This window comes from Actinoplanes sp. CA-131856 (assembly GCF_050956135.1).
Classification (GTDB): Bacteria; Actinomycetota; Actinomycetes; order Mycobacteriales; family Micromonosporaceae; genus Actinoplanes.
In genome coordinates this window covers 1-24,321 of sequence record NZ_CP191849.1, presented here as the reverse complement: position 1 = coordinate 24,321, position 24,321 = coordinate 1, and the positions used below count along the sequence as shown (strand labels likewise).

Sequence of the window (24,321 nt, the reverse complement as noted above, 5' to 3'; positions counted from 1 at the left end):
GGTACCGCCACCCACCGACAAGAACGGGGCGGTTTTTCAGGCCGCCCCGTTTCTTTTCAGCTCAAGCCGCCCGGCTCGGTGCCCTTGGCGATCGGCGCCCGCACCAGGTTGCCCCACTCGGTCCAGGAACCGTCGTAGTTGCGCACCTGCGGATATCCGAGCAGGTGGTGCAGCACGAACCAGGTGTGGCTCGACCGCTCGCCGATCCGGCAGTACGCGATGATGTCGTCGCTCGAGTCGAGCCCCAGCTCATCGCGGTAGATCTTGGTCAACTCGTCGGCCGGCCGGAAGGTGCCGTCCTCGTTCGCCGCCGATTTCCACGGCTTGCTGACCGCGCCCGGGATGTGCCCGCCGCGCAGCGCGCCCTCCTGCGGATAGGCCTCCATGTGGGTCAGCTCGCCCGTGTATTCCTGCGGGGAGCGCACGTCGACCAGCGGGCGGCCGCTGCTGATGTGGGCCATGACCTGGTCGCGGAAGGCGCGGATCTCGGCGTCGTTGCGGACCGGCACCGGATAGTCGGCGGCCGGCCGTTCGGTGCGGTCACGGGTCAGCGGACGGCCCTCGGCCGCCCATTTCTGCCGGCCGCCGTCGAGCAGCCGGACGTCGCGGTGGCCGAACAGGCTGAAGACCCAGAGGGCGTACGCCGCCCACCAGTTGAAGTTGTCGCCGTAGAAGACGACCGTGTCGTCACGGCCGATGCCCTTGGCCGAGAGCAGCGCGGCGAAGGCGGCCGGGTCGAGGTAGTCGCGGGTGAGCTGGTCGTTGAGCTCCAGATGCCAGTCGACCTTGACGGCGCCGGGGATGTGCCCGGTGTCGTAGAGAAGCACGTCCTCGTCCGACTCGACCACCACCAGGCCCGGGGTGTCGAGGTTGGCGGCGAGCCACTCGGTGGTGACGAGCTTGTCGGGGTGCGCGTACGCCTGGAGCGCGGGTGCCGGATCGTTCGCAACGGACATGGTTGTCACGCTAGTCCCTCGTCAGGCCGCGATGTCGCCCGTCACCGGGGCCAGTCGTGGGCGCTTGGCCATGATCTGGTCGCCCGAGGAGTGCCCGCGCAGGTGGCGGCCGACCCAGGGCGCCAGGTGCTCACGGGCCCAGCGCAGGTCGGCGCCCCGGGCGAGCAGCCACGGCGTGGGCTCGGGGTTCGGCGGCACCAGCATCCACTGGTCGTCGCAGCCGACGCCGAGGGCGTTCAGCACGTGCCCGGCGACACGGCGGTGTCCGGCCGGCGAGAGGTGGAGCCGGTCCGGCGCCCACATGTGCGGGTGGCGGAAGGCGTCGTCGGCGAACAGATCGATGACGTACGCCCCGTATTTCTCCCCGATCGCCCGGGCTCCGTCGTTGAGCACCGCGGCCCGGCGGCCGAGCATGGCCGGCAGGTTGACCGTCACGTCGGCGAAGCGGAACAGGATCATGTCAGCGCCGGTGGCCCGCACGCTCCTGACCACCGAGTCCATCCGCTCGACCAGCGCGTACGGGTCGACGCGGGGGCGCAGCGAGTCGTTCCCGCCGGCCGCGAAGCTCACCAGGCCGGGCTTCATGGCCAGTGCCGGCTCGAGTTGCTCGTCGACGATCTGGCCGAACAGCTTGCCGCGGACCGCCAGGTTCGCGTAGCCGAAATCGGGTCCGGCGTCGACGGCCATGCGGGCGGCCACCAGGTCGGCCCAGCCCCGGAAACTGCCGTCCGGGTAAGCGTCGTTCAGCCCCTCGGTGAAGCTGTCCCCCATTGCCACGAAGCTCTTCCAGGCCATCACGCGGCCCCCCCCTTAACGCGCCCTAAAATTTGCTCGTGGGGAACACATTTCCACCGAAGCAAGTCCGTCGGTAGCGTGACGATGGCGACACGGTGTAAAGCGGTGGCCGCACCCCGGGCGGGGTATCTACGCTGCTCCGCATGCTTCTGCGAATGTCCACCTTGCTGCTTCGCACCCTTCGTGAGGAGCCGGCCGAGGCTGAGGTGCCGAGTCATCGGCTGCTGCTGCGCGCCGGATATGTCCGCCGCGCCGCCCCGGGTGGATATACGTGGCTGCCGCTCGGCAAGCTCGTCCTCGACCGGGTGGCCGCCGTCGTCCGCGACGAGATGGAGGCGATCGGCGCCCAGGAGGTGTCGTTCCCGGCGCTGCTGCCCCGCGAGCCCTACGAGACGACGAACCGCTGGACCGAGTACGGCGACGACATCTTCACGCTGAAGGACAGGCGCGGCGCCGACTACCTGCTCGCGCCCACCCACGAGGAGATGTTCACCCTGCTCGTGCAGGACATGACCAGCTCCTACCGCGACTTCCCGCTCCTGCTGTTCCAGATCCAGACCAAGTATCGCGACGAGGCCCGCCCCCGGGCCGGGCTGCTGCGCGGCCGCGAGTTCCTGATGAAGGACGCGTACTCGTTCTCGCTCACCGACGAGGCCCTGGCTTCGGCCTACGCCGAGGTGCGCGCGGCCTATCAGCGCACGTTCACGCGCCTCGGGCTGGACCACACGATCGTCTCGGCCGTGTCGGGCGCGATGGGCGGCTCCGCCTCCGAGGAGTTCCTGGCCGCCAGCGAGGTGGGCGAGGACACGTTCGTCGGCTGCACTTCCTGCTCGTACGCCGCCAACACCGAGGCGGTCATCACACCGGCGCCGGCCTCGATCGCGAGTGAGCCTGGACACCTGACCGTCCACGACACCCCCGATACGCCGACGATCGCCTCCCTCGTCGACCTGGCCAATACGCGCGCCCTCGGCGGCCGCACCGACTGGACGGCCGCCGACACGCTGAAGAACGTGGTCGTCACCGTGCACCGTCCCGGTGTCGAGGACGAGGTGTTGGTGATCGGCGTGCCGGGCGACCGCGAGGTCGACATGAAGCGCCTCGACGCCTCGCTGGCGCCGGCCACGGCCACCCTCTTCGACGACTTCGCCACCCGGCCCGACCTGGTCAAGGGCTACATCGGCCCGCAGGGCATCAAGGCGCGCTATCTGGCCGACCCCCGGGTCGCCCCGGGCACGGCCTGGCTCACCGGGGCCAACGAGCCCGGCCGCCACGCCGTGAACGTGGTGGCGGGCCGCGACTTCACCGTCGACGGCACGATCGAGGCGGCCGAGGTGCGCGCCGGTGATCCCTGCCCGGCCTGCGCGGACGGCTCGCTCACCCTCCGCCGCGGCATCGAGATCGCGCACATCTTCCAGCTCGGCCGCCGCTACACCGAGGCGTTCAAGGTGGACGTGCTGGGCGTCGACGGCAAGCCGGTCCGGCCGACCATGGGGTCGTACGGCATCGGGGTGTCCCGCGCGGTGGCCGCGATCGCCGAGCAGCACCACGACGAGCGCGGCCTGCTCTGGCCGGACGAGGTGGCCCCGGCCGACGTGCACATCGTGGCCGCCGGCAAGGACGGCCAGATCGAGGCGGCGCTGTCGCTCGGCGCCTCGTTGCGCGACGCGGGCCTGCGGGTCCTGGTCGACGACCGGCCGAACGTGTCGGCCGGCGTGAAGTTCACCGACGCCGAGCTCATCGGCATCGGCCGGTCGGTCGTGGTGGGCCGCCGGCTCGCCGAGGGATTCGCCGAATTTCGCGATCGCCGCACAGGCAAGCGTGAAGAGGTGCCGATCACGGACATACCGCGTGTAATCACGTCTGCACTCGGGTAACTCCATTCACAACACGGGAGGTGTGCGCATGGCGAGGCCATCGGTCGCTGATGTCATGACCCGGCAGGTCGTCTACCTGCCGGAAGCGACCATGCTGGACGAGGCCGCTCAGGTGATGCGCGATCGCGCTATCGGCGACGTCGTGGTGACCCGCGGGCCGACGATGATCGGCCTGGTCACCGACCGCGACATCGTGGTGCGCGCGATCGCCGAGAACCTGCCCGTCAAGACGACGTCCCTGGGCGACGTCACCTCCCATGAGCTGATCATGGTGGAGCAGTCGGCCACCGTGGACGAGGCCGTGCAGGCGATGCGTGAGCGCGGCGTCCGCCGGCTGCTCGTGTGCGACGCCGACCGCAAGCTGGTGGGCATCATCAGCCTGAGCGATGTGGCACTCCTGCCGACGTCCGCGCCGGCCTGAGTAGTGTCGCTTTGTGACCGACATGCCAGCCAAGCTCGCCGAGATCGTCGACGAGTTCGCCTCGGCACCGCGTGACGTGGTGCTCGAAATGTTGCTCGAGTTCGCCGACTCCATGCCGCCGCTCCCGGCCGACCTGGCCGGGCACGACGGCATGGAGCAGGTGCCCGAGTGTCAGACCCAGTTCTTCCTCAAGGCGACGGTGCAGCCGGACGACACCGTCGTCACCTGGTTCGACTGCCCGCCCGAGGCACCGACCACCCGGGCCTTCGCCGGCATCCTGGCCGAGGGCCTGGCCGGAGCGACGACGGCCGAGATCCTCGCCGTGCCCGACGACCTCTACGCGCGGATGGGCCTGGCCCAGGCGATCAGCCCGCTGCGCATCCGTGGCGGCTCGGCCATCCTGGCCCGGCTCAAGAGGCAGATCGCCGCCCAGGTCGCGGCGCGTTAGGGTTCCGTCTCGTGGATATTCAGGTCTGGTCCGACGTCGTCTGCCCCTGGTGCTACCTCGGACGCCACCGCCTCGAGAAGGCCCTGGCCGAGCACCCGGGCGACGTCACGGTCACCTACCGCGCGTTCCAGCTCGACCCGGCGCCGGTGCCGGCACCCCTGCCGATCAAACAGGCCATGGCGGCCAAGTTCGGCGGCGCCGAGCGGGTGGATCAGATGCTCGGCCACGTGACCTCGATCGCCGACGGCGAGGGCATCACGATCGACTACGACCGAGCGGTCGCGGCCAACACGTTCGACAGCCACCGGCTGATCGCGTGGGCCGCCCACCAGGGTCGTCAGACCGAGATGCTCGACGCGCTCCAGCGGGCACACTTCGCCGAGGGCATCGACGTCGGCTCGCGCCCGGCCCTGGCCGCGGTGGCCGGTTCGATCGGGCTCGACCAGGCGGCGGCCGCCGCCTACCTCGACACCGACGCCGGCACGAGCGCGGTCGAGACCGACCTGACCGAGGCCCGCGAGCTGGGCATCTCGAGCGTTCCGTTCTTCGTGGTGGACGGCAAGTACGCCATCCAGGGCGCCCAGGATTCGGCCACGATCCTGACCGCCCTCGAGGAGATCGCCCGTCGCGAGGCCGTCGACGCGGGTCGATGACGTTCCACGTGAAACGGTATCGGAACTAGTCGATCGGCTTGGCCAGATCGGCGATCACCTCGGCGCCCGGCAGCGCGCCGAGGGCCGGGCCGGCGATGGCGATCTTGCTGTGCCGCACGCCCGATCCGACGATGACGTGCGGCGTGGCCGCGACCCGGGCATCGACCAGGATGGGCCAGTCTGCGGGCAGGCCGATCGGGGTGATGCCGCCGTACTCCATGCCGGTCAGCCGCACCGCGTCGTCCATCGGCGCGAAGCTGGCCTTGCGCGCGTCCAGGTAGCGACGGACCACGCCGTTCACATCGGCCCGGGTGGTGGCCAGCACGATGCAGGCCGCGTAGCGGGTCACCTCACCGCGGCGTCCCGCGACGATCACGCAGTTGGCCGAGACGTCCAGACCCACGTCGTACGCCTCGCAGAACGCCGCCGTGTCGGCCAACTCCGGGTCGATCGGGGCGACCAGCACCTGGTCGGCGTCGACCGGCGCATCCTCGGGCCAGACGGTCAGAGCTTTGGAGACCGGCGCGGCCAGCAGGTCGGGGCGGGACTGGGCGGGTTCGAGCTTCAGGCTTCCCATCACGCCCGCCATCCTCGCTCAATAGTCGGACGCCAGGTAGTCCTCCCACCCCAGGGTGTCCTACTCCTCAGACGGGGCCGGATTCTGCCGACTAACAAAGGCTGTGGAGGAACGTCGTAGCTCTCGCGTAGGTACCGTCAGCGGCCTGGCTCTGCTGGTCGGCGGTACCGCGATCGCGGCCGCCTCGGGCGGGGGCACGCATTCGGTGTTCGCCACGTTCCTGCTGATCCTGCTGACCGCCGGGCTGGCCCACTCACTCACGGTGGAGATCAGGCGGCAGGCCCGGCGGGGCTTCCCGGCCCGCTGGAGCCGGTCGGACTCGGTGAACGCGGTGCTGCTCGGCATCTGGGCCGAGCTGTCCCTGATGATGGCGATCCTGCAGTCCGGGGCGGAGCGGTACGTGGGCCTCGGCCTGGCCGCCGCTTATGCCGCCGCCTGCGCTTATTTCGTCACCGAGCGCCGCCGCGCCGCGAAGACCCCGGCAACAATGCCATCAGCAAAGGCACCCGCAATGGCAGCCCCAGCGGCGGCCCCGGCCGCAGGCTCGGCTTCAGCTGCGGGCTCAACTTCAGCCGCAGGCTCGGCGGCGGGCTCGGCTTCAGCTGGGGGTTCGGCTTCAGCTGCGGTCAAGTCGCCGGCTGCGAAGGCTGTCCACGCGGCGGCCCGCATCCAGACCGCGACGGCGAACCACACCGCCGCCGCCTCCGCCCCCCACCGCTCTATCGGCGACGCTTCCGGCCGCGCGGCCGAACACGCGGAAGCGGTCAGGTAGCTCTCACGCCGTCGGCAGCACGACGATCATCGGCGGGACGGGCACACCGCCGTGGGTCTCGATGGGCAGCTCCGGCGCCGGCAGCCAGTCGAGGCCGAGCGGCTCCGGGCCCACGCCGTCGTCGGCGCCCACCCGGGGCTCGCCGTCGGCCACGGTCACCGAGAAGACCGAGGTCATGCCCGACGGGTACGGCATCTCGAGAATGTGCCGGGCCTCGCCGACCACCAGACCCGTCTCCTCGAACACCTCCCGGCGGACCGCCTGCTCGGCGGTCTCGCCCGGCTCCAGACCGCCACCGGGCAGGGTCCACCACTCGCCGCCACCGGATCGTCGGCTGCGCTCGTGCACCATCAGCACGCGCCCGTCCCGCACGATCACGGCGGCGGCCCGTTTTCGTTCGTCCACGATCGCAGGCTAACCGGCCGTCAAGGGTTCACGCACGACCAGAGGAAAAGCTGTGGATAACGTCCGGATTCGTTCCTGCGTAATCGAACCGTCACCGACCGAAAAGGACTCTCGTCCGGCGACACCATCGATTACACCGAATAGGAACCACGTGTAGCGGGCATATCACTCGTACCGTCACGGTGCTCCTTGACCGCGAGGATCTGGTTCACACCGATTCGTGCCTGTTCGAAGGCGAGCGCCGACGCCGCCATGTAGAGCCGCCACACGCGGGCGCGGCCCGGACTGGTGAGCGAAACCGCCTCGGCCCAGTCGGATTCCAGGTTCGCCACCCACGCGCGCAGGGTGCGGCCGTAGTGCTCCCGTAGCGCGTGCACGTCGCGTACCTCGAAACCGGCTTCTTCCAGCAGCGTGGTCGTGGTGCCGATGGGTGCCAGCTCGCCGTCCGGGAAGACGTACGCGTCGATGAAGGAACGCTGCTGATGCGGCTGCTTCTCGGGCAGGCGGAGCCGGGAGATCTGATGGTTGAGCAGGCGCCCGCCGGGCTTCAGCTGACCGTAAAGGATCTGTGCGTACTCCTTGTACGGGCCGGTGCCGACGTGCTCGGCCATGCCGACGCTGGAGATCGCGTCGAACGGCCCGTCGTCGAGGTCGCGGTAGTCCTGCACCCTGATCTCGACCTGCTCGGTGAGGCCGGCCTCGGCCACCTGCTTCCGCGCGAAGTCGGCCTGCTCGGTGGAGAGCGTGATGCCGAGAACCTGTACGCCGTACTCGCGGGCGGCGTGGATGGCGAGACTGCCCCAGCCGCAACCGACGTCGAGCAGGCGCATGCCCGGCTCCAGGCCCAGCTTGCGGCAGATCAGGTCGAGCTTGTCGCGCTGCGCGTCGGCCAGCCCGTAGCCGGGCTCGTCGGAGGTCCAGTAGGCGCAGGAGTAGACCATGCTCGGGCCGAGCACGATCCGGTAGAAGTCGTTGCCGACGTCGTAGTGGTGACTGATGGCCTGCCGGTCGCGCCGCATGCTGTGCCGGCTGCCGGTGACGACCATCTCCTCCGGCGGCGGCTTCGGCTGTGTGCCGAGCACGCCGAGGCGTACCAGATCGCCGAAGACGGCCCGGATCGGAATGTCCCGCAGCTCGGGCGCCCGCCAGATCAGGGCCGCGAGCCGGGTCAGCGCCTCGTAGAGGTCACCCTCGACGTCGATCTCGCCCGAGACGTACGCCCGGGCCAGGCCGAGCTCGTTCGGCTGCCAGATGATCCGGCGCAGGGCCCGCTTGTTCCGGATGATCAGCACCGGCCCGCCGGTGGGACCGGCCTCGGAGCCGTCCCAGGCCCGCAGCCGTACGGGCATCGGCGCCTGTAACAGCGCTTCGAGCAGATCCTTGAGCCGCGTGGCGGTGTTCAGAGAAGGAATGGTCGTCGGCATCGGTACCTCCCCGGGGGTGCGGACGATCTCCACTATCTGCCCGTTTCCGCGAGATACATAAGGTCCTGATCTACTTTGTGATCAGAGACTCACACTGCGCGCATGACCCGTTCCACGATCTCCAGACGCATGGGTCTTGCCTGGTCACGACGACTTTCGGCCAGCGCGTAGAGCACCGCCCGTCGTTCCGCCTCGGACAGCACGCCGGCGAACGGCGACGTGCTGCGGAGCTTCACCGCATGCTCCGCCGGAGAGGTCAGCACGTCTATGACCGCGGCCACGCCACCGTCCAGCAGCGCCTCCCACCGATCGAGCCAGATCCATTCCCGGCCGGCCGGATGCAGATGACGCAACCGCCGCAGATTGATCGCCGCGGCCGCGAGGACGGCCGGCGGATGAGCCGCCAGCTTGGCCGCGATCGCCCGGTGCAACCACAGCTGCTCGGTCTGTTCCCGAGTCAGCACAGGGTGAATCAGAGCCTCCACATCGGAGCGCCGCACGCGCCGATGGGGCCCGACATTGACGTACGGAAGGAAGCCCCTCGCACACAGATCGAGCACGCGCCACCGAGGGAACCGCATGAGAACCGCGGCCTCGCCGATCGAGAGGAACTCCGGTGTGCGCATCGTCACACGTGGATATTGGCCCGCCGGATCGGGGACTGCAACAACCGAACGGCTAATGACTCTTTCACCGGGGGGCTGAGCTGAACAGGTACGTCCGTTCCTTCAGAAGATCGAGGGTCAGGGGTACGCCGGTGAGCCGCTCCGCCAGCGCGAAGGAGGCCGCCTCGGCCGTCCGCGGGGCGAAGCCGACCGCGTCGATCATCGAGGCCAGCGCGGTCGCCTGAGTGCCGAGGCGCTTGTCGTTCGAGGCGGGATCGAACTCCAGCTGAACGACCCGGTCGGCCATCACCAGGAAGCGGCTCCGGGCATCGGGGTCGTGGTAGTTGCAGACGACCGTGGTGTGCTCGGAGAGCTCGGAGAGCAGCTGATCGGCCAGCCCCAGGGTGCCGTTGTCCTCGATGATCAGGGAGGTCGTGTCCAGACGGGCCACACCGAAGAAGTATTTGCCGGTACTGACCCGTTGACCGTCGCCGGCCCCCACGAGTTGTTGCCAGGCAACGCGTTCCAGCTCTTTGCCCTTGAGCCGATCAAGGGCCTGCTGGGGTTTGAGGTTAGCCGCCCAGACAAAGCAGTAGCCCTTGTCAAGGTCGGTCACACCGTCAACCCAGGCGTAGTCAGCAGCAGTAGCTTGGCGCTTGATGGCCGCGGCGGAGGGGCTGGGAGCCGGAGTCTCTTCGACGCACGCTGACAGAAGCCCTACAGCTGCCAGCCCCAGTAGATTCCGCCTGCGCACGGCACGTAGTAGATCACGGCAGGGCCCTAACCCTCTGCCCCAGACCCCAGCCACGAAAAACGACCCCGCCCTGAGGGCGAGGCCGTCTCTGTCTCATTGTGGAGCCCAGGGGACTTGAACCCCTAACCCCCGCCTTGCAAAGGCGGTGCTCTGCCAGTTGAGCTAGGGCCCCTAGACCACGCTACCTACTAGCGCAGATCAGGAGTAGTAGTCGCCTCGTGCCACAGGGCCCGCTCATCACTAGACGCCTTGACCTTCTTAAGAACAAGAGCCGCCGCGCCAGCAACCGCAGCAACGATCAGGAGCTTCTTCAGCATCACTAACCCCCTAAAAGAGCCCCACCAGGGCAGCGCAAGCGACTCCCTCACCGCCACCACCGTAACGTGGGGGTCTGGGGGGTCGCCCCCCAGGAAGATATGACAAGCGACCTGCGTCCGCGCTTTTTGCGGACACAGGACGCCTGTCGCGCGTGGGGCTAGCTGGAATCGAACCAGCGACCTCAGAGTTATCAGCTCTGCGCTCTAACCGACTGAGCTATAGCCCCTCAGAAGCGACACCGAAGGTTACCGCACGGGGGTGGAGGCCGCCAAAACGGGGGTGGCCCCCAACCCTGTGCTTTTCGTCAGTCCCTCTCGGCGAGGGTCAGCTCTACGCCGCCGACCAGGTCGGCGCAGACGTTGTAGATGAAGGCGCCGAGGGTGGCCAGGGCCGTGAACAGGACGACGTTCACGGCTCCGATCAGCATCGACGTGCCGATGACGCCCCAGGCGGTGATCTGGAAGCCACCGCTGGCTGAGGCCTCGTCGCCGCCGCTGGCGGAGACGAGTTCCTTGAGGCTCGTGTTCACCTCGCCCCAGACGCCCATGGCGTCGAGGGCCAGGTAAAGCACCGACGTGGCGACGACCACGACGATGAAGAGCACGACGGAGACGGCGAACGAGAACTTCATCACGGACCAGGGGTCGATCCGCTTGAGGTTGAGCCGGGCACGGCGAGGGCCGCGAGCGGCCGCCGAGGTGACCGTGGTGCGCGCCGAACGGACCGCCTCGGTGACCCGGGCCGCGCCGACCGCGTTGCCGCCCTGAGGCTGCTGCTGCGGGCCGGCGGGGCGGGCCTTGCCGCTGGTGGTCTGCCCGGGGGCCGGCGCGCCGGCAGCGCCGCCGGGGCGCTGCTGCGGGCCGGTGCCGGGGCCGCCTGGCTTGGCGGCGCCGGGCACGCTGACGCGTCCCGAGGTGCTGCCGGGGGCAGCTCCCTTGCCCTTGGTGACGGTCGGCACACTGGCCGAGCCCTTCACGATGCCGCCTGGGCGTTTCGTGTCGTCACTTTCGGCGTTGGGCTCACCGGGGGGCGGGGCCATGCCCGGCGCCCGGGTGAATTTCGGCGGGGACGGGGCTTCGGCGGGGGCCGCCGTACGAGCCGCGGCTGACTCGCGTCCGTTCTTGGCGGCGTCTTTCTTGGCCGCTTCGTCCGGAGTCGCTGAGCTCCCCGTGGCCCCCGACTTCGCCTGTGTCTCCGGCATCAACTAGTCCTGTTCGTCAGGCTCGTCGGCATTGCGAGCAAGCGCCACGATGGTTACACCTTCTGGGAGGTCCATCAGCTTGACCCCCATTGTGTTCCGATCCCTCGTGCGCCGTACAGGCTTCACGGGAGTCCGGATGACACCACCATTGCTGGTGATGGCAAATAGTTCATCCTCCGGGCTGATCACGAGAGCGCCCACCAGTCCACCACGGCGCTCCGTGATTTTCGCGGTGAGGACACCCTTGCCGCCCCGGCCCTGCACGGGATACTCCTCGATCGGCGTGCGCTTCGCATACCCACCGTCGGTGGCGACCAACACATCCATGCCCTCGACCACGACTTCCATGGCCAGAAGTTCATCGTTGTCGCTGAACCGCATGCCGATCACACCGGAGGTGGCCCGGCCCATCGGGCGCAGCGCCTCGTCGGTGGCGTTGAACCGGATGGCCTGAGCCTTCTTGGAGACCAGCAGCAGATCGTTCTCCGATGCCGCCAGGGCCGCGCCCACCAACTCGTCGTCCTCCCGCAGGTTGATGGCGATGATGCCACCGCTGCGGTTGGAGTCAAATTCCTCGAGCCGGGTCTTCTTCACGAGGCCATTCTTAGTGGCGAGCACAAGGTAGGGCGCGACCTGGTAGTTCGGGATCTGGATGACCTGCGCGATGTGCTCGTCGGGCTGGAAGGCGAGCAGGTTGGCGACGTGCTGTCCCTTGGCCACCCGGGCCGCCTCGGGCAGCTCGTACGCCTTGGCCCGGTAGACCCGGCCCTTGTTGGTGAAGAACAGCATCCAGTCGTGCGTCGAGATCACGAAGAAGTGCGACACGATGTCGTCCTGCCGCAGCGTGGCGCCGCTCACGCCCTTGCCGCCGCGCTTCTGCGACCGGTACAGGTCGACCTTCGTGCGCTTCGCGTAACCGGTACGTGTGATGGTCACCACAACGTCCTCGCGCGCGATGAGGTCCTCCATGGAGACCTCGCCGTCGAACGGGATGATCTGGGTGCGCCGCTCGTCGCCGTACTTCTGCACGATCTCGCCGAGCTCGTCGGAGACGATGGCCCGCTGGCGCTCCGGCTTGGCCAGGATGTCCTTGAGGTCGGCGATCTCCAGCTCGATCTTGCCGAGCTCGTCGATGATGCGCTGGCGCTCGAGGGCGGCCAGGCGGCGCAGCTGCATGTCGAGGATCGCGGTGGCCTGCACCTCGTCGACGTCGAGCAGCTGCATGAGGCCCTGACGCGAGTCCTCGACGGTGGGCGAGCGCCGGATCAGGGCGATGACCTCGTCGAGCATGTCGAGCGCCTTGACCAGACCGCGCAGGATGTGCGCGCGCTCCTCGGCCTTGCGCAGGCGGAACGCGGTCCGCCGGCGGATGACCTCGATCTGGTGGTCGACGTAGTAGCGGATGAACTGCGCCAGGTTGAGCGTGCGCGGCACACCGTCGACCAGGGCGAGCATGTTCGCGCCGAAGGTCTCCTGGAGCTGGGTGTGCTTGTAGAGGTTGTTCAGCACGACCTTGGCGACCGCGTCGCGCTTCAAGACCAGAATCAGGCGCATTCCCGTACGCCCGGAGGACTCGTCCCGGATGTCGGCGATGCCGGTGAGCTTGCCCTCCTTGACCAGCTCGGCCACCCGCTCGGCCAGGTTGTCCGGGTTGACCTGGTAGGGCAGCTCGGTGACGACGAGGCAGGGCCGGCCGCGCGGGTCCTCCTCGACCTCGACGACCGCGCGCATCCGGATCGAGCCGCGGCCGGTGCGGTAGGCGTCCTGGATGGCCTGCTGGCCGACGATCAGGCCGTAGGTCGGGAAGTCGGGACCCTTGACGATCTCGAGCATCGCCTCGAGCGCGGTGGCCTCGTCGGAGTCGGGGTTGTCGAGCTGCCACTGCACGGCGCCGGCGATCTCGCGCAGGTTGTGCGGCGGGATCTTGGTGGCCATGCCGACGGCGATGCCCTCGGAGCCGTTGACCAGCAGGTTGGGGAAGCGCGCGGGCAGGATCGTCGGCTCCTGCGTACGGCCGTCGTAGTTGTCCTGCATGTCGACGGTGTCTTCGTCGATGTCACGCAGCATCTCCATCGCCAGCGGCGACAGCTTCGACTCCGTGTAGCGCATGGCGGCCGGCGGGTCGTTGCCCGGCGAGCCGAAGTTGCCGTTGCCGTCGATCAGCGGGTAGCGCAGCGACCACGGCTGCCCCATCCGGACGAGGGCGTCGTAGATCGACGAGTCGCCGTGCGGGTGGTAGTTGCCCATGACGTCGCCGACGACGCGCGCGCACTTCACGTAGCCGCGGTCGGGCCGGAAGCCGGAGTCGTACATCGCATAGAGGATCTTGCGGTGCACCGGCTTGAGGCCGTCGCGGACGTCGGGCAGCGCCCGGCCGACGATGACGCTCATCGCGTAGTCGAGGTACGAGCGCTGCATCTCGACCTCGAGGCCGACGGGCTCGACGCGCTGGGTCACGCCGCCGGTCGACTCCGGGGCCTCGTCGCCGTCGGGGGGTTCGGGAGTGTCAGTCACTGTTAACCCTTACTCAAGGTGAAACCAGACATAAGCGGCATTAGCCCACGTATCGCTGTGGATAACGTTGTGGAAAGCAGGGGGACGCTGTGGATACTCGGCAACCTAGATGTCCAGGAACCGCACGTCCTTGGCGTTGCGCTGGATGAACGAGCGCCGCGCCTCCACGTCCTCACCCATCAGGACGCTGAACAGCTCGTCGGCCACCGCGGCGTCGTCGAGCGTGACCTGACGCAGCGTGCGCGTCGCCGGGTCCATCGTCGTGTCCCAGAGCTCGTGGAAGTTCATCTCGCCGAGGCCCTTGAAGCGCTGGATGTCGTCCGGCTTGGCGTTCGGCTTCTTCTGCTGGCGCAGCGCGATCAGGCCGTCCCGCTCCCGGTCGGAGTAGGCGTACTGGGCGTCGTCGCCGCGCTTGTTCCACTTGATCTTGTAGAGCGGCGGGGCCGCCAGGTAGACGTGGCCCTGCTCGACCAGCGGCCGCATGAAGCGGAACAGCAGCGTGAGCAGCAGCGTCTGGATGTGCTGGCCGTCGACGTCGGCGTCGGCCATCAGCACGATCTTGTGGTAGCGCAGCTTGGCGATGTCGAAGTCGTCGTGGATGCCGGTGCCCATGGCGGTGATCAGCGCCTGGACCTCGTTGTTCTTCAGCACCCGGTCGATGCGGGCCTTCTCCACGTTCAGGATCTTGCCGCGGATCGGCAGGATGGCCTGGATCTGGCTGTTGCGGCCCTGCTTGGCCGAGCCGCCGGCCGAGTCGCCCTCGACGATGAACAGCTCGGAGACCCGCGGGTCGGTGGACTGGCAGTCGGCCAGCTTGCCCGGCATCGAGCCGGACTCCAGCAGCGACTTGCGGCGGGCCAGCTTGCGGGCCTGCTGCGCGGCGATGCGCGCGCGGGCCGCCTGCGACGCCTTGGTGATGATGATCTTCGCGTCGGCCGGGTTGCGGTCGAACCAGTCGGCCAGCTGCTCGTTCGCGACCCGCTGGACGAAGCTCTTCATGTCGGTGTTGCCGAGCTTGGTCTTGGTCTGGCCCTCGAACTGGGGGTTGGCCAGCTTGACCGAGATGATCGCGGCGAGACCCTCGCGGATGTCCTCGCCGGAGAGCTTCTCGTCGCTCTTGAGGAACTTCTTCTCGGCCCCGTAGCGGTTGACGATGCTGGTCAGCGCCGCCCGGAAGCCCTCCTCGTGCGTGCCGCCCTCGTGCGTGTTGATCGAGTTGGCGAAGGTGTAGACCGACTCGCCGTACGACTCGTTCCACTGCATGGCGACCTCGACCGCCATGCCCTCCTCGGTCGACTCGGCGCCGAAGTCGATGACCGACTTGTGGATCGGCGTCTTGGTGGCGTTGAGATGACGCACGAAGTCGGAGATGCCGTCGGCGTACATGAAGGTGACCTTGCGGTGATTGCCCTCGTCGTCGACAGTGCGCTCGTCGGTGAAGTTGATCGTCAGCGCCTTGTTGAGGAACGCGTACTCCTGGAGACGACGGTAGATCGTCTGGAAGTCGTACTCGGTCGTCTCGAAGATCGCCGGATCGGGCCAGAACTGGACGGTCGAGCCGGTGGTGGAGGTCGACTCGCCCTTCTCGAGCGGGCTGGGCTTGGACGCGGTGTAGTCCTGCCGCCAGACGAAGCCGTCCTTGTGGATCTCGACGTGCATCTTGGTGGAGAGCGCGTTCACGACCGAGACGCCGACGCCGTGCAGACCGCCGGACACCTTGTAGGCGGTGCCCTCGAACTTGCCGCCCGCGTGCAGGATCGTCAGGGCGACCTCGACGCCGGGCTTCTTCAGCTTCGGGTGCAGGTCGACCGGGAAACCACGGCCGTTGTCGGTGACCGAGACGCCGCCGTCGGCCAGCAGCACCACGTCGACGGTGTCGCAGTAGCCGGCCATCGCCTCGTCGACCGCGTTGTCCACAACCTCCCAGACCAGGTGGTGCAGACCGCGCTCGCCGGTCGAGCCGATGTACATGCCCGGGCGCTTGCGGACCGCCTCGAGGCCCTCGAGAACGGTGATTTGACCGGCACCGTATTCCTGGTTGTTCTCTGTCACCCTCGGCCACTTTCTCGCGATGGGACCGTGAGGTCCCACACGGGGAGGGCGGGCGCGCGGCGGGCGGCGGCGCGCAGGGTCGACCACAGATGACAACCCGCGGGGAGAAGCGGACCACCGGTGGAACCGTGCTCGCCGGTCGCCGCGGCAGGCCCGCGGATCGTGATCGGCTGGAAAAACCGCGTAGCGTGACTGCGGCCTGCCTAAATCGGCAGCCCGCGAGCCTTCTGCACAAGTTTTCCCGGTCTCCGTCGATTCTACTCCGCCGAATCGAGTTGGCGAGGGTCCGGCACCCCTTCCGGGTGCCTCAGATTGCCGTAGCCGGATTTGAGGCGCGCCCTAAGTCCTCCCCTACACGGAAGACGCACCCGGCCGCAACGGCAAGTGATCCGGCCGCTGCTGTCCGGGGCGCGCCTTCCGGCCCGGGTCGCCGCGCGCTGCGACACTGCCTCCCAGCGGCGGGGGTTTGTGTCGTAACCTCCCCGCGCGGGCCGGTGCTTGGCCGGACGGCCGCGAATGGTCTAGGAGGGATGGCCCCCAATGGCGCACGACAAGGGGCTGGAGAACGTCGCGGTGCATTGGCCGCGGACCAACCAGTACTACGACCCGGTAGCTCCCGCCGAGTTCGTCGACTTCGGGGCGATCGCCGACGCCCCCGAGATCGCCGCGCCCACGGGAGCGCTGGCACTGCACATCGCCAAGACCGGTACGGTGCGCGCCACCGCGTACACCGAGCTGGTTGATCTGCTTCTCGGTCTCGACGGCGTGCTTTATGCCACCGAGGCCGCCGCCGAGGACGAGGACCCCGTCATCGACCCCGACGGCTGCGCGTGGATCGCCGGCGGTCTGGAGCGGTTCGTCGAGGGACACGAGAACTTCGGCGATCTCGTCACCTTCGACAGCGTGGCCGGGGTGATGCGCAACGCGATCTCGGCCGGGCGGCTGGCCGAGCAGCAGCTGCGCTGGCTCGATCAGCGCCTGGCCGCGCTGCGTGACGAGGCGGGCAACGCGCCGCACTGGAGCTTCGCGCGCTCCGAGCTGGCCATCCTGGCCGGCTTCTACCGCCGCTGCGCCGAGCGCGGCTTCGCGGTCTTCGCCGATTACTGAAGACCCGTTCAGCCGTACGTGTCCCGGGGCCCCCTGCCTTGAACGCGGCGGGGGCCCTTGCTCCAGGACGGCGCGGCCGGGCCGTGGATGTTGAGCTTGGTGACCACGTTGTGGCCCACCTCGCCGGCGATGTTGCGCAGCAGGGTGGCCGCGAGCAGGCGCAGCTGCGTGGCCCAGGCCGTGGACTCGGCCTCGACGGTCAGCACGCCGGCGTCGAGCTTGACCGGGCGGCTGTGTGCGGCGATCTCGGGGCCGACCACTTTCTCCCAGGCGCCGAAGACGGTGGCCTCGGCTTTCGGGCGTTCCCAGCCCCGGGCCTTCATGAGCCGCTGGAGCACGTCGCCGAACAGCGCCGGATCGCGCGGGTCGGGCCCGGGCCCGGAATAGCCGCGGAGTTTCTTCTCGCCCTTGGCGCCTGTGCTGCCCCGGCGCGGCTTGCGAGCGGCGTTCTCCCGGCGCCGGGCGAGGGCGGCGTCGAGCACGGCCCGGGCGAGATCGGGACCGGAAACGCCCTCAGTGCCCTTCTGAGCCTCTGAAACGCCCTCGGCCTGGGTGGACCCAGCATCCGGGCGTTCCGGCGTCTCAGCGGGATCTTCGGAGCGCCATCGGGCCGGCTCCGGGCGGGCGGTGGCCGCGGTCTCGGCGGCGTACCAGCCATCGTCGCGGACGCCGAGCTCCTCGCGGGTCAGGCTGTCGGGACGGGCCTGTGGATAAAACCGCTCGGCTGTGGACGGGGCCTGGGGACGGTCGCCGTTGGCCGGCGGGCGGTGCTCGCGGCGCAGATCGTCGTGCCGGCTCCGCTCGCGGACGAGATCGTCGTGGCGGGTCCGGTCGTCCCGCTGTGTGGGGTCGTCGTCGCGGCGGTCAGACGGCACGGCTCACCGATCCGGTGGTGACGTCGAAGCGGGCGCCGCTCAGGGCGGCCGGCACGTCCTCGGGGACGGCGCAGGTGACCAGCAGCTGGGCCGCGTCGGAGACCAGAGCGGCCAGGCGGTCGCGGCGGCCGCCGTCGAGCTCGGCGAAGACGTCGTCGAGGACCAGGACCGGCTCGATGCCGTCGGAGCGGAGCAGGTCGTACGCCGCCAGGCGCAACGCCAGGGCGAACGACCACGACTCGCCGTGGCTGGCGTAGCCCTTGGCCGGCAGGTCGCCCAGGTGCAGGGCGAGGTCGTCGCGGTGCGGGCCGACCAGGGTGACGCCCCGCTCGATCTCGGCCGTGCGGCGCTCCTGGAGCGACTCGAGAAGTGCCTGCTCCAGGGCGGGGCGATCGGGGGTGAGCCCGTCACCGAGCTTGGCCGCGTACGTGATCGAGGCGGCCGACCGGCCGGCCGCGACCGCGTCGTACGCCTTGGTGAGATGGGGCCCGAGGGCCGCGACCAGCTCGAGCCGGCCGGCCAGCAGCTCGGCGCCGTGGTGGGCCAGGTGCTGATCCCAGACGGCCAAGGTGGACAGATCCTGCCCGCGGTTGCCGCCGACCTTGCGGGTCAGATACGCGGTGCGGAGCAGGGCGTTGCGCTGCTTGACCACCCGGTCGTAGTCGGCGCGGACGCCCGAGTAGCGGGGCTGGCGGGCGACGAGGAGATCGTCGAGGTAGCGGCGCCGTTCCGACGGATCGCCGCGCACCAGTTCGAGGTCCTCGGGGGCGAACAGCACCATGCGCAGGGCGCCGAGGATCTCGCGGGGCCGGCGGACCGGCGAGCGGTTGAGCCGGGCCCGGTTCGCCTTGCCGGGGACGATCTCCAGCTCGACCAGCAGCTCGCGTCCTTCGTGGACGATCGCGCACCGGATCACGGCGCTGGCCGCTCCGGCCCGCACCAGCGGGGCGTCGGTGGCCACCCGGTGACTGTCCAAGGTGGCCACGTAGCCCAGCGCCTCGATGAGGTTGGTCTTGCCCATGCCGTTCTGGCCGACCAGCACGGACACGCCGGGTTCGAGATCGACCGCGACCCGCTCGTAGGAGCGGAAGTTGGTCAGCTCGACCCGGCGTACGTACACAGCTCGCTCAGCTGGACTTCACGGCGTGACCGCCGAACTGCTGGCGCAGCGCGGCGACGGCCTTCATCGCGGGCGAGTCGTCCTGACGCGACTCGAACCGGGTGAAGATCGAGGCGGCCAGGACGTGGGCCGGCACGGCGAGGCGGACGGCCTCGTCGACGGTCCAGCGGCCCTCGCCGGTGTCCTCGACGTAACCCTTGATCTGAGCCAGCTCCGGATCGGCGTCGAGCGCCCGGTCGAGCAGGTCGAGCAGCCACGACTTGACGACGCTGCCCTCGCGCCAGCTCTTGATCACGGCGGGCACGTTGTGGACGAGCTCGGAGGCCATGAGGATCTCGTAGCCCTCGCCGTACGCCTGCATCATGCCGTACTCGATGCCGTTGTGGATCATCTTGGCGTAGTGGCCGGCGCCGTGCGTGCCGGCGTGCGCGAAGCCGAACTCGCCCTCCGGCTTGAGGGCGTCGAAGATCGGCTGGCAACGCTGCACGTCGGCCTCGTCGCCGCCGACCATCAGGGCGTACCCGTTGGTCTTGCCCCAGACGCCGCCGGAAACACCGACGTCGAGGTAGTGGATGCCCTTGGGCTTGAGCCGCTCGGCGCGCGGGGCGTCGTCGGTGAACTTCGAGTTGCCGCCGTCGATGATGATGTCGCCCTCGGACAGCAGGTCCGCGAGCTCGTTGATGGTGTCCTCGGTGATCTTCCCCGCGGGAACCATGGTCCAGATGACCCGCGGAGCGGCGAGCTTCTCGACCAGTTCGGCCAGGTTGGCCACGTCGCTGTTCTCCGGGTGGTGGTCGTAGCCGACCACCTCGTGACCGGCCGCGCGAATGCGTTCGCGCATGTTTCCACCCATTCGGCCGAGACCGATAAGGCCGAGCTGCATGGTGTTCCCCCTAGATCGTGCGTTTCTCTCAGGCCCAGTATCAGCGGGTTACCCTGATCGGCATGATCAGATAGCGGTATCCGGGGACGATTTCGCCCTCTTCTGTTGCGGGCGAGATCACAGCTGGCTTGAACGCGTCGACGAAGGAGAACACGGCGATCGACGAGCCGAGGTTCTGGAGACCGTCGATCAGGTACTGCGGGTTGAAGCCGATCGTGAGCGGCTCGCCGGTGAAGGTGGCCTCCATGGCCTCGCTGGCCCGGGCCTCCTCCGTCCCACCGGCCTCGACCACCAGACCGTCCTCGCTGAAGCTCAGCAGCACCGGCGTGGTGCGCTCGGCAACCAGGGCCACACGGCGGACGACCTCGACGAGGCCGGGGACGCTGATCTGGGCCTGCGCGTTGCTGCTGGCCGGGAACAGTGAGCGCACCGGCGGGTAGTTGGCACCGTCGAGCAGACGGCTCGTGGTGCGCCGGGTGCCGCCGGCGAAACCGATCATGCCCTCGCCGGCGTTGCCCTGCGCGAGCGCGAGGGTGACCGAGCCGCCGAGCGGGCCGAGCGTCTTGGCCGTGTCGTTGAGGGTTTTCGCCGGGACCAGCGAGTTCAGGCTGATCTCGGGGTCGTCCGGGTTCCACTCCATCTCGCGCATGGCGAGCCGGTAGCGGTCGGTGGCCAGCATGGCCATCGTCGAGCCGTTCAGCTCGATGCGCACACCGGTCATCATCGGCAGCGTCTCGTCACGGCCGGCGGCCACGGCGACCTGGGCGACGGCGGCGGCGAAGGCGGCCGCGTCGACGGTGCCGGCACTGGAGGGCATCTCCGGCAGGCTGGGGTAGTCCTCGACCGGCATAGTCGGCAGCGTGAACCGGGCGCTGCCACAGACGAGCTCGAGATGGGCACCGACCGCGGCGATGTCGACCGGCTTGGCCGGCAGCGCCTTGGTGATCTCAGCGAGCAGACGACCGGAGACCAGGGCGGCGCCGTCGGCGTCGGCCTGCACCTCGACGGTCACCTGGCTGGACACCTCGTAGTCGAAGCCGGAGACCTGGAGCCTGCTGTCGGTGACGCGCAGCATGACGCCGGCCAGAACCGGCACCGACGGGCGGCTGGGCAGGCTCTTGGCGGTCCAGGCCACGGCGTCGGCGAGTGCGTCTCGCTCCACCCGGAACTTCATGCTGTCCTCCGCGTCGCTTCCTCATGTTGGTGGGGCTTCGACCATGTAGTGGGGCTTCGACCCCCACGAACCTTATTGCGAGCAGTGGAGCGGTGTCGCTCCGGCCCCGGTGCTGGTTTTTCTTGATCAAGCTCTCGGGCAACGGCCGGAAGCGGCTCACCCACAACATCCACAACGCCGTTGATTGCTTTTTGTTGTCTTAGAGAAATATCTAGTCGTCTTAGTAGGGCCTGTGCATAGTGTGGAAAACTCGCGTCCTTGCAGGTCAGAGGGTTATCCACCGGTGATTCACATGTGGGAAACCAGGGTACAAACCCCTGCCCTCATCCACAGTCGCGGACCTGACGGCGGGTTGTCCACCGCTGTCCACCGGTTATCCACCGGATATCCACGGGTTTTATCCCCCGCCCTGTGGACGGCGTAGCAACGCTACCGGCTCGTCGTCCCCAGAACCTTCAACAGGAAATCCACAGGCGTCCACAGGCTGTGAGATCAACTGTGACTCTCAGTGTTTGTCCACATCGATTTCCCCAGGCTTGGTCCACATCTGTGGGTAACGCGGCCGTGAGTTGTCCACCGCTGGGGATAAACCCCTGTGGACGCCTGTGGATTGGTGTGGACAACGTTGGCACGAAACGGTTTCGTTCCGGCGTTGACAAGTCGCCGATGTCATGGGTGGTGATCATCTGGGTTTGGCGGGCGTGTGGACTGGGGAAGGCGGGGCGGCCTGTGGACAACTTGGTGATTTGAGCGCTGGAGTTATACACAGGCTGGGGACAAAGGCTGAGGAATACGTGGAAATCGCCCCTGGGAGGGACACGATCGGGTGTGGATAACCCCGTTCGGGTGGGGATGATCTCGGTGGAGAGTGGCGGAGGCGGTGGATCTCGCGGGGCTGGGTAGATCGCGCCGGCCTGGGCTTCGTCCACAGGGCTGGGGGGATCGGGCGGTGATCCGGGATGCCTGGCGATGGCCTGTGGATGAAGTGCGTCGGCCCAGGTCAGAGGAGCGGAGGCGGCTGGTTGTGCGTGGCGACGCGGCGTCGCGCACCATCGCGCTGGCGCCGGGAAGCAGCAGCAGCCTGGCGGCCGGGCGGCGTGATCCGGGCGGTGTGGCTCGGGCGGTGTGGCTTTGACGGCGTGAGTCGGGCGGCGTGACTCTGACGGCGTGGCTCGGGGCGGCGTTATTCGGGCGGCGTGGCTCGGGGCGGTGCGACTCTGACGGCGCGGCTCGGGGCGGTGCGACTCGGGCGGCGCGGCTCGGGCGGTACGACTCTGACGGCGTGGCTTCGGCGGTGTGAGTCAGGCGGTGTGAGTCGGGGGGTGTGAGTCGGGCGGTGTGGGTCGAGTGGCGTGGCTGTGGGCGGGCTGCGTGGCTTCGGCTGAGTGAACGCGGTGGTCGGAGATGCGGCGCGGACGGGCAGGGCTCTGGATGGCCGAGTCGGGCGCCTCGGTGCCGGTGGCTTGCGGACGGTTCGCCTTGTGGAGTGTTGAGACTTCCGCGCGGTGGCGGGCCGAGGAAGTTGTGGTGTCCAGGGCTGTGGACGACCGCTTTGTGGTTTGAGCTGGGGTACGGCAGCTCAGCCCGGCGGCGCATCGCGGGCGTGACCACCGACTGGCCGGGCTGTTACGGGCGGGGCTGTGTGCCTGTGGTTGTGGACAGGCGGATCCGTACCGCTGAAGTGGATCAGGTGTTTTGTTTGATGCGGTTGGTCAGTTCGGCGATCTGGTTGTAGAGAGAGCGCCGCTCGGCCATGTGCTGGCGGATCTTGCGGTCGGCGTGCATGACCGTGGTGTGGTCGCGGCCGCCGAAAGCCTGTCCGATGCGCGGTAGTGAGAGGTCGGTGAGCTCGCGGCAGAGGTACATGGCTACCTGGCGGGCGTTGACCAGGACGCGGCTTCGGGAATGGCCGCGCAGGTCCTCGAGGCTGACGCCGAAGTAGTCGGCGGTGGAGACCATGATCTGGTCGGCGGTGATCTCGGGGCCGGCGCCGTCGGGCATGAAGTCGCGGAGGACCTCTTCGGCCAGGGCCAGCTGGACCGGGCTTCGCGTGAGGCTGGCGAAGGCGGTGACCCGGATGAGGGCGCCCTCGAGCTCGCGGATCGAGTTCGAGACGCGGGAGGCGATGAACTCCAGCACGTCGTCGGGCGCGTACATGCGCTCCTGCGCGGCCTTCTTCTGGAGGATCGCGATACGCGTCTCCAGGTCGGGCGGCTGGATGTCGGCCAGCAGGCCCCACTCGAAGCGGGTGCGCATGCGGTCCTCGAGCGTCGCCAGCTGGCGCGGCGAACGGTCCGAGCTGATGACGATCTGCTTGTTGGCGTTGTGCAGCGTGTTGAAGGTGTGGAAGAACTCCTCCTGCGTGCGCTCGCGATTTTCCAGGAACTGGATGTCGTCGATCAGCAGGATGTCGACGTCGCGGTAGCGCCGCTGGAACGCCTGGGTCTTGTCGTCACGCAGGCTGTTGATGAAGTCGTTGGTGAATTCCTCGGTGGAGACGTATCGCACGCTGCGCGCATGGCCGAGGGTGGTCGCGTAGTGACCGATGGCGTGCAGCAGATGGGTCTTGCCGAGACCGGAACTGCCATAGATGAAGAGCGGGTTGTACGCCTTCGCGGGTGACTCGGCGACGGCCACGGCGGCCGCGTGCGCGAAGCGGTTGGACGAGCCGATGACGAACGTCTCGAACATGTATTTCGGGTTGAGACGGTTGCCGTCGTTCGTGCCGCGCGGGTTGCTCGACGGACGGATGTCGGGCTGGGCGCGGCCGGGGCCGTTGTCGCCGCCGCGCATCTGGAGCGTGTCGTCGCGGTCGGGGCCGAACGGCGGCTGGTTGTCGCGCAGCTGCGGCTGGCGGGCCGGCGGCGGCTCGTTCGGTTCCGGCTTCTCCGGCGGCGGGGGCAGCGGGTCGGCGAACAAGGCCTCCTGTCCGCCGCGGGCGACAGGGACGTTGCGCGGGTAACCGCCGGCCGGAGGACGCTGGGCCGAGCCGGGTGGCGGGTACGGGTCGTAGGCCGGCTGCTCGGGCTGGCGAGGCGGGTCGGCGTAGTGCCGGGGCTGAGGCTCCGGCTCCTCCGGCTGGGCCTCGACCGGGGTGCCGTACACCTTGCCGGGCATGCCGGTGCCGTCCTCCGGGGGCTTCACGGTGACGGCGACCTGGATGGGCCGGTTGAGACGGCGGCTCAGCGCCTCGGTGATCGCGGGGCGCAGGCGGGACTCGATGACGTCGCGGGTGAAGGCGTCCGGTACGGCCAGCAGAGCCGTGTCCTCGACGATGGCGCGCAGCTGGGTCAGCTGCAGATAGGCACGCTGCTGCCGCGACGAGATCTCGTCGGCCAGTTCATCCAGCGTCGCCTTCCACACACCGCTCAGGTCGACCTGATCGGCCAC

General features: G+C 68.8%; 22 protein-coding genes, 2 tRNA genes and 1 pseudogene. 6 read left to right on the top strand and 19 right to left on the bottom strand.

What is annotated here, in order from left to right:
• Nucleotides 1-56: 56 nt before the first annotated feature.
• Both ACQP2X_RS00125 and ACQP2X_RS00120 read right to left on the bottom strand, forming a co-directional pair.
• Nucleotides 57-956, bottom strand: coding sequence for a sulfurtransferase (locus ACQP2X_RS00125; RefSeq protein ID WP_498693522.1), 900 nt, complete (start codon nt 954-956; stop codon nt 57-59).
• A 21-nt stretch (nt 957-977) separates the two neighbouring features.
• Nucleotides 978-1,751, bottom strand: coding sequence for an SGNH/GDSL hydrolase family protein (locus ACQP2X_RS00120; RefSeq protein WP_498701339.1), 774 nt, complete (start codon nt 1,749-1,751; stop codon nt 978-980).
• Between the two features lie 143 nt (nt 1,752-1,894).
• Between ACQP2X_RS00120 and ACQP2X_RS00115 the strand changes: the two genes are divergently transcribed.
• The 4 genes from ACQP2X_RS00115 to ACQP2X_RS00100 are packed head-to-tail and all read left to right on the top strand — an operon-like array spanning nt 1,895 to nt 5,150.
• Nucleotides 1,895-3,628 (top strand): proline--tRNA ligase, encoded by a 1,734-nt coding sequence (locus ACQP2X_RS00115; protein WP_498693521.1) that lies wholly within the window; start codon nt 1,895-1,897, stop codon nt 3,626-3,628.
• Between the two features lie 28 nt (nt 3,629-3,656).
• Nucleotides 3,657-4,049: a CBS domain-containing protein gene (locus tag ACQP2X_RS00110; RefSeq protein WP_498693518.1), complete on the top strand. Its 393-nt coding sequence runs from the start codon at nt 3,657-3,659 to the stop codon at nt 4,047-4,049.
• A gap of 13 nt (nt 4,050-4,062) precedes the next feature.
• On the top strand, nt 4,063-4,497 hold the full coding sequence (locus ACQP2X_RS00105) for a SufE family protein (RefSeq protein ID WP_498693517.1): 435 nt from the start codon (nt 4,063-4,065) through the stop codon (nt 4,495-4,497).
• An 11-nt stretch (nt 4,498-4,508) separates the two neighbouring features.
• Nucleotides 4,509-5,150, top strand: a complete 642-nt coding sequence (locus tag ACQP2X_RS00100; protein ID WP_498693514.1) for a DsbA family oxidoreductase — start codon at nt 4,509-4,511, stop codon at nt 5,148-5,150.
• 25 nt (nt 5,151-5,175) lie between these two features.
• Here the strand turns inward: ACQP2X_RS00100 and ACQP2X_RS00095 are convergent, their stop codons facing one another.
• Nucleotides 5,176-5,727, bottom strand: coding sequence for a YbaK/EbsC family protein (locus ACQP2X_RS00095; protein ID WP_498701338.1), 552 nt, complete (start codon nt 5,725-5,727; stop codon nt 5,176-5,178).
• A 103-nt stretch (nt 5,728-5,830) separates the two neighbouring features.
• Between ACQP2X_RS00095 and ACQP2X_RS00090 the strand changes: the two genes are divergently transcribed.
• Nucleotides 5,831-6,499, top strand: a complete 669-nt coding sequence (locus ACQP2X_RS00090; protein WP_498693512.1) for a hypothetical protein — start codon at nt 5,831-5,833, stop codon at nt 6,497-6,499.
• 3 nt (nt 6,500-6,502) lie between these two features.
• On the opposite strand, the gene ACQP2X_RS00085 is transcribed toward ACQP2X_RS00090, so the two are convergent.
• The 11 genes and pseudogenes from ACQP2X_RS00085 to gyrB all read right to left on the bottom strand — a co-directional run bounded on the left by ACQP2X_RS00085 (nt 6,503) and on the right by gyrB (nt 15,772).
• Nucleotides 6,503-6,904 carry an NUDIX domain-containing protein gene (locus tag ACQP2X_RS00085; protein WP_498693510.1) on the bottom strand — a complete coding sequence of 134 codons (402 nt, stop codon included), beginning with the start codon at nt 6,902-6,904 and terminating at the stop codon, nt 6,503-6,505.
• Between the two features lie 131 nt (nt 6,905-7,035).
• Nucleotides 7,036-8,328 carry a class I SAM-dependent methyltransferase gene (locus ACQP2X_RS00080; protein WP_498693508.1) on the bottom strand — a complete coding sequence of 431 codons (1,293 nt, stop codon included), beginning with the start codon at nt 8,326-8,328 and terminating at the stop codon, nt 7,036-7,038.
• A gap of 89 nt (nt 8,329-8,417) precedes the next feature.
• Nucleotides 8,418-8,792 carry a hypothetical protein gene (locus tag ACQP2X_RS00075; RefSeq protein ID WP_498701370.1) on the bottom strand — a complete coding sequence of 125 codons (375 nt, stop codon included), beginning with the start codon at nt 8,790-8,792 and terminating at the stop codon, nt 8,418-8,420.
• Nucleotides 8,793-8,855: 63 nt separating this feature from the next.
• Nucleotides 8,856-8,909: pseudogene (locus ACQP2X_RS00070) on the bottom strand (hypothetical protein); the annotation flags it as partial.
• A 109-nt stretch (nt 8,910-9,018) separates the two neighbouring features.
• The gene (locus tag ACQP2X_RS00065) at nt 9,019-9,549 is read right to left on the bottom strand and encodes a DUF6461 domain-containing protein (RefSeq protein WP_498693506.1); all 531 of its coding nucleotides are present in this window, start codon (nt 9,547-9,549) and stop codon (nt 9,019-9,021) included.
• Nucleotides 9,550-9,786: 237 nt separating this feature from the next.
• Nucleotides 9,787-9,859, bottom strand: a tRNA-Ala gene (locus tag ACQP2X_RS00060).
• 16 nt (nt 9,860-9,875) lie between these two features.
• Nucleotides 9,876-10,004 carry a DLW-39 family protein gene (locus ACQP2X_RS00055; RefSeq protein ID WP_498693505.1) on the bottom strand — a complete coding sequence of 43 codons (129 nt, stop codon included), beginning with the start codon at nt 10,002-10,004 and terminating at the stop codon, nt 9,876-9,878.
• A 153-nt stretch (nt 10,005-10,157) separates the two neighbouring features.
• Nucleotides 10,158-10,231, bottom strand: a tRNA-Ile gene (locus tag ACQP2X_RS00050).
• A 78-nt stretch (nt 10,232-10,309) separates the two neighbouring features.
• Nucleotides 10,310-11,206, bottom strand: a complete 897-nt coding sequence (locus tag ACQP2X_RS00045; RefSeq protein ID WP_498693504.1) for a DUF3566 domain-containing protein — start codon at nt 11,204-11,206, stop codon at nt 10,310-10,312.
• A 3-nt stretch (nt 11,207-11,209) separates the two neighbouring features.
• Complete coding sequence (gene gyrA / locus ACQP2X_RS00040; RefSeq protein ID WP_498693503.1) at nt 11,210-13,720, bottom strand: DNA gyrase subunit A; 2,511 nt, start codon at nt 13,718-13,720, stop codon at nt 11,210-11,212.
• A gap of 105 nt (nt 13,721-13,825) precedes the next feature.
• On the bottom strand, nt 13,826-15,772 hold the full coding sequence (gyrB, locus tag ACQP2X_RS00035; protein ID WP_498693502.1) for a DNA topoisomerase (ATP-hydrolyzing) subunit B: 1,947 nt from the start codon (nt 15,770-15,772) through the stop codon (nt 13,826-13,828).
• A 540-nt stretch (nt 15,773-16,312) separates the two neighbouring features.
• Here gyrB and ACQP2X_RS00030 point away from each other — a divergent pair.
• On the top strand, nt 16,313-16,879 hold the full coding sequence (locus ACQP2X_RS00030) for a hypothetical protein (RefSeq protein ID WP_498693500.1): 567 nt from the start codon (nt 16,313-16,315) through the stop codon (nt 16,877-16,879).
• 8 nt (nt 16,880-16,887) lie between these two features.
• Here the strand turns inward: ACQP2X_RS00030 and ACQP2X_RS00025 are convergent, their stop codons facing one another.
• The 5 genes from ACQP2X_RS00025 to dnaA all read right to left on the bottom strand — a co-directional run bounded on the left by ACQP2X_RS00025 (nt 16,888) and on the right by dnaA (nt 24,321).
• Nucleotides 16,888-17,568 carry a DciA family protein gene (locus ACQP2X_RS00025; protein WP_498701336.1) on the bottom strand — a complete coding sequence of 227 codons (681 nt, stop codon included), beginning with the start codon at nt 17,566-17,568 and terminating at the stop codon, nt 16,888-16,890.
• A gap of 175 nt (nt 17,569-17,743) precedes the next feature.
• Nucleotides 17,744-18,874, bottom strand: coding sequence for a DNA replication/repair protein RecF (gene recF / locus ACQP2X_RS00020; protein ID WP_498693499.1), 1,131 nt, complete (start codon nt 18,872-18,874; stop codon nt 17,744-17,746).
• A 7-nt stretch (nt 18,875-18,881) separates the two neighbouring features.
• Complete coding sequence (gene gnd, locus ACQP2X_RS00015) at nt 18,882-19,757, bottom strand: phosphogluconate dehydrogenase (NAD(+)-dependent, decarboxylating) (protein ID WP_498693497.1); 876 nt, start codon at nt 19,755-19,757, stop codon at nt 18,882-18,884.
• A gap of 40 nt (nt 19,758-19,797) precedes the next feature.
• The gene (gene dnaN / locus ACQP2X_RS00010) at nt 19,798-20,931 is read right to left on the bottom strand and encodes a DNA polymerase III subunit beta (protein WP_498656171.1); all 1,134 of its coding nucleotides are present in this window, start codon (nt 20,929-20,931) and stop codon (nt 19,798-19,800) included.
• Between the two features lie 1,686 nt (nt 20,932-22,617).
• Entirely contained in the window at nt 22,618-24,321 is a 1,704-nt protein-coding gene (gene dnaA / locus ACQP2X_RS00005; RefSeq protein WP_498693495.1) for a chromosomal replication initiator protein DnaA, read from the bottom strand.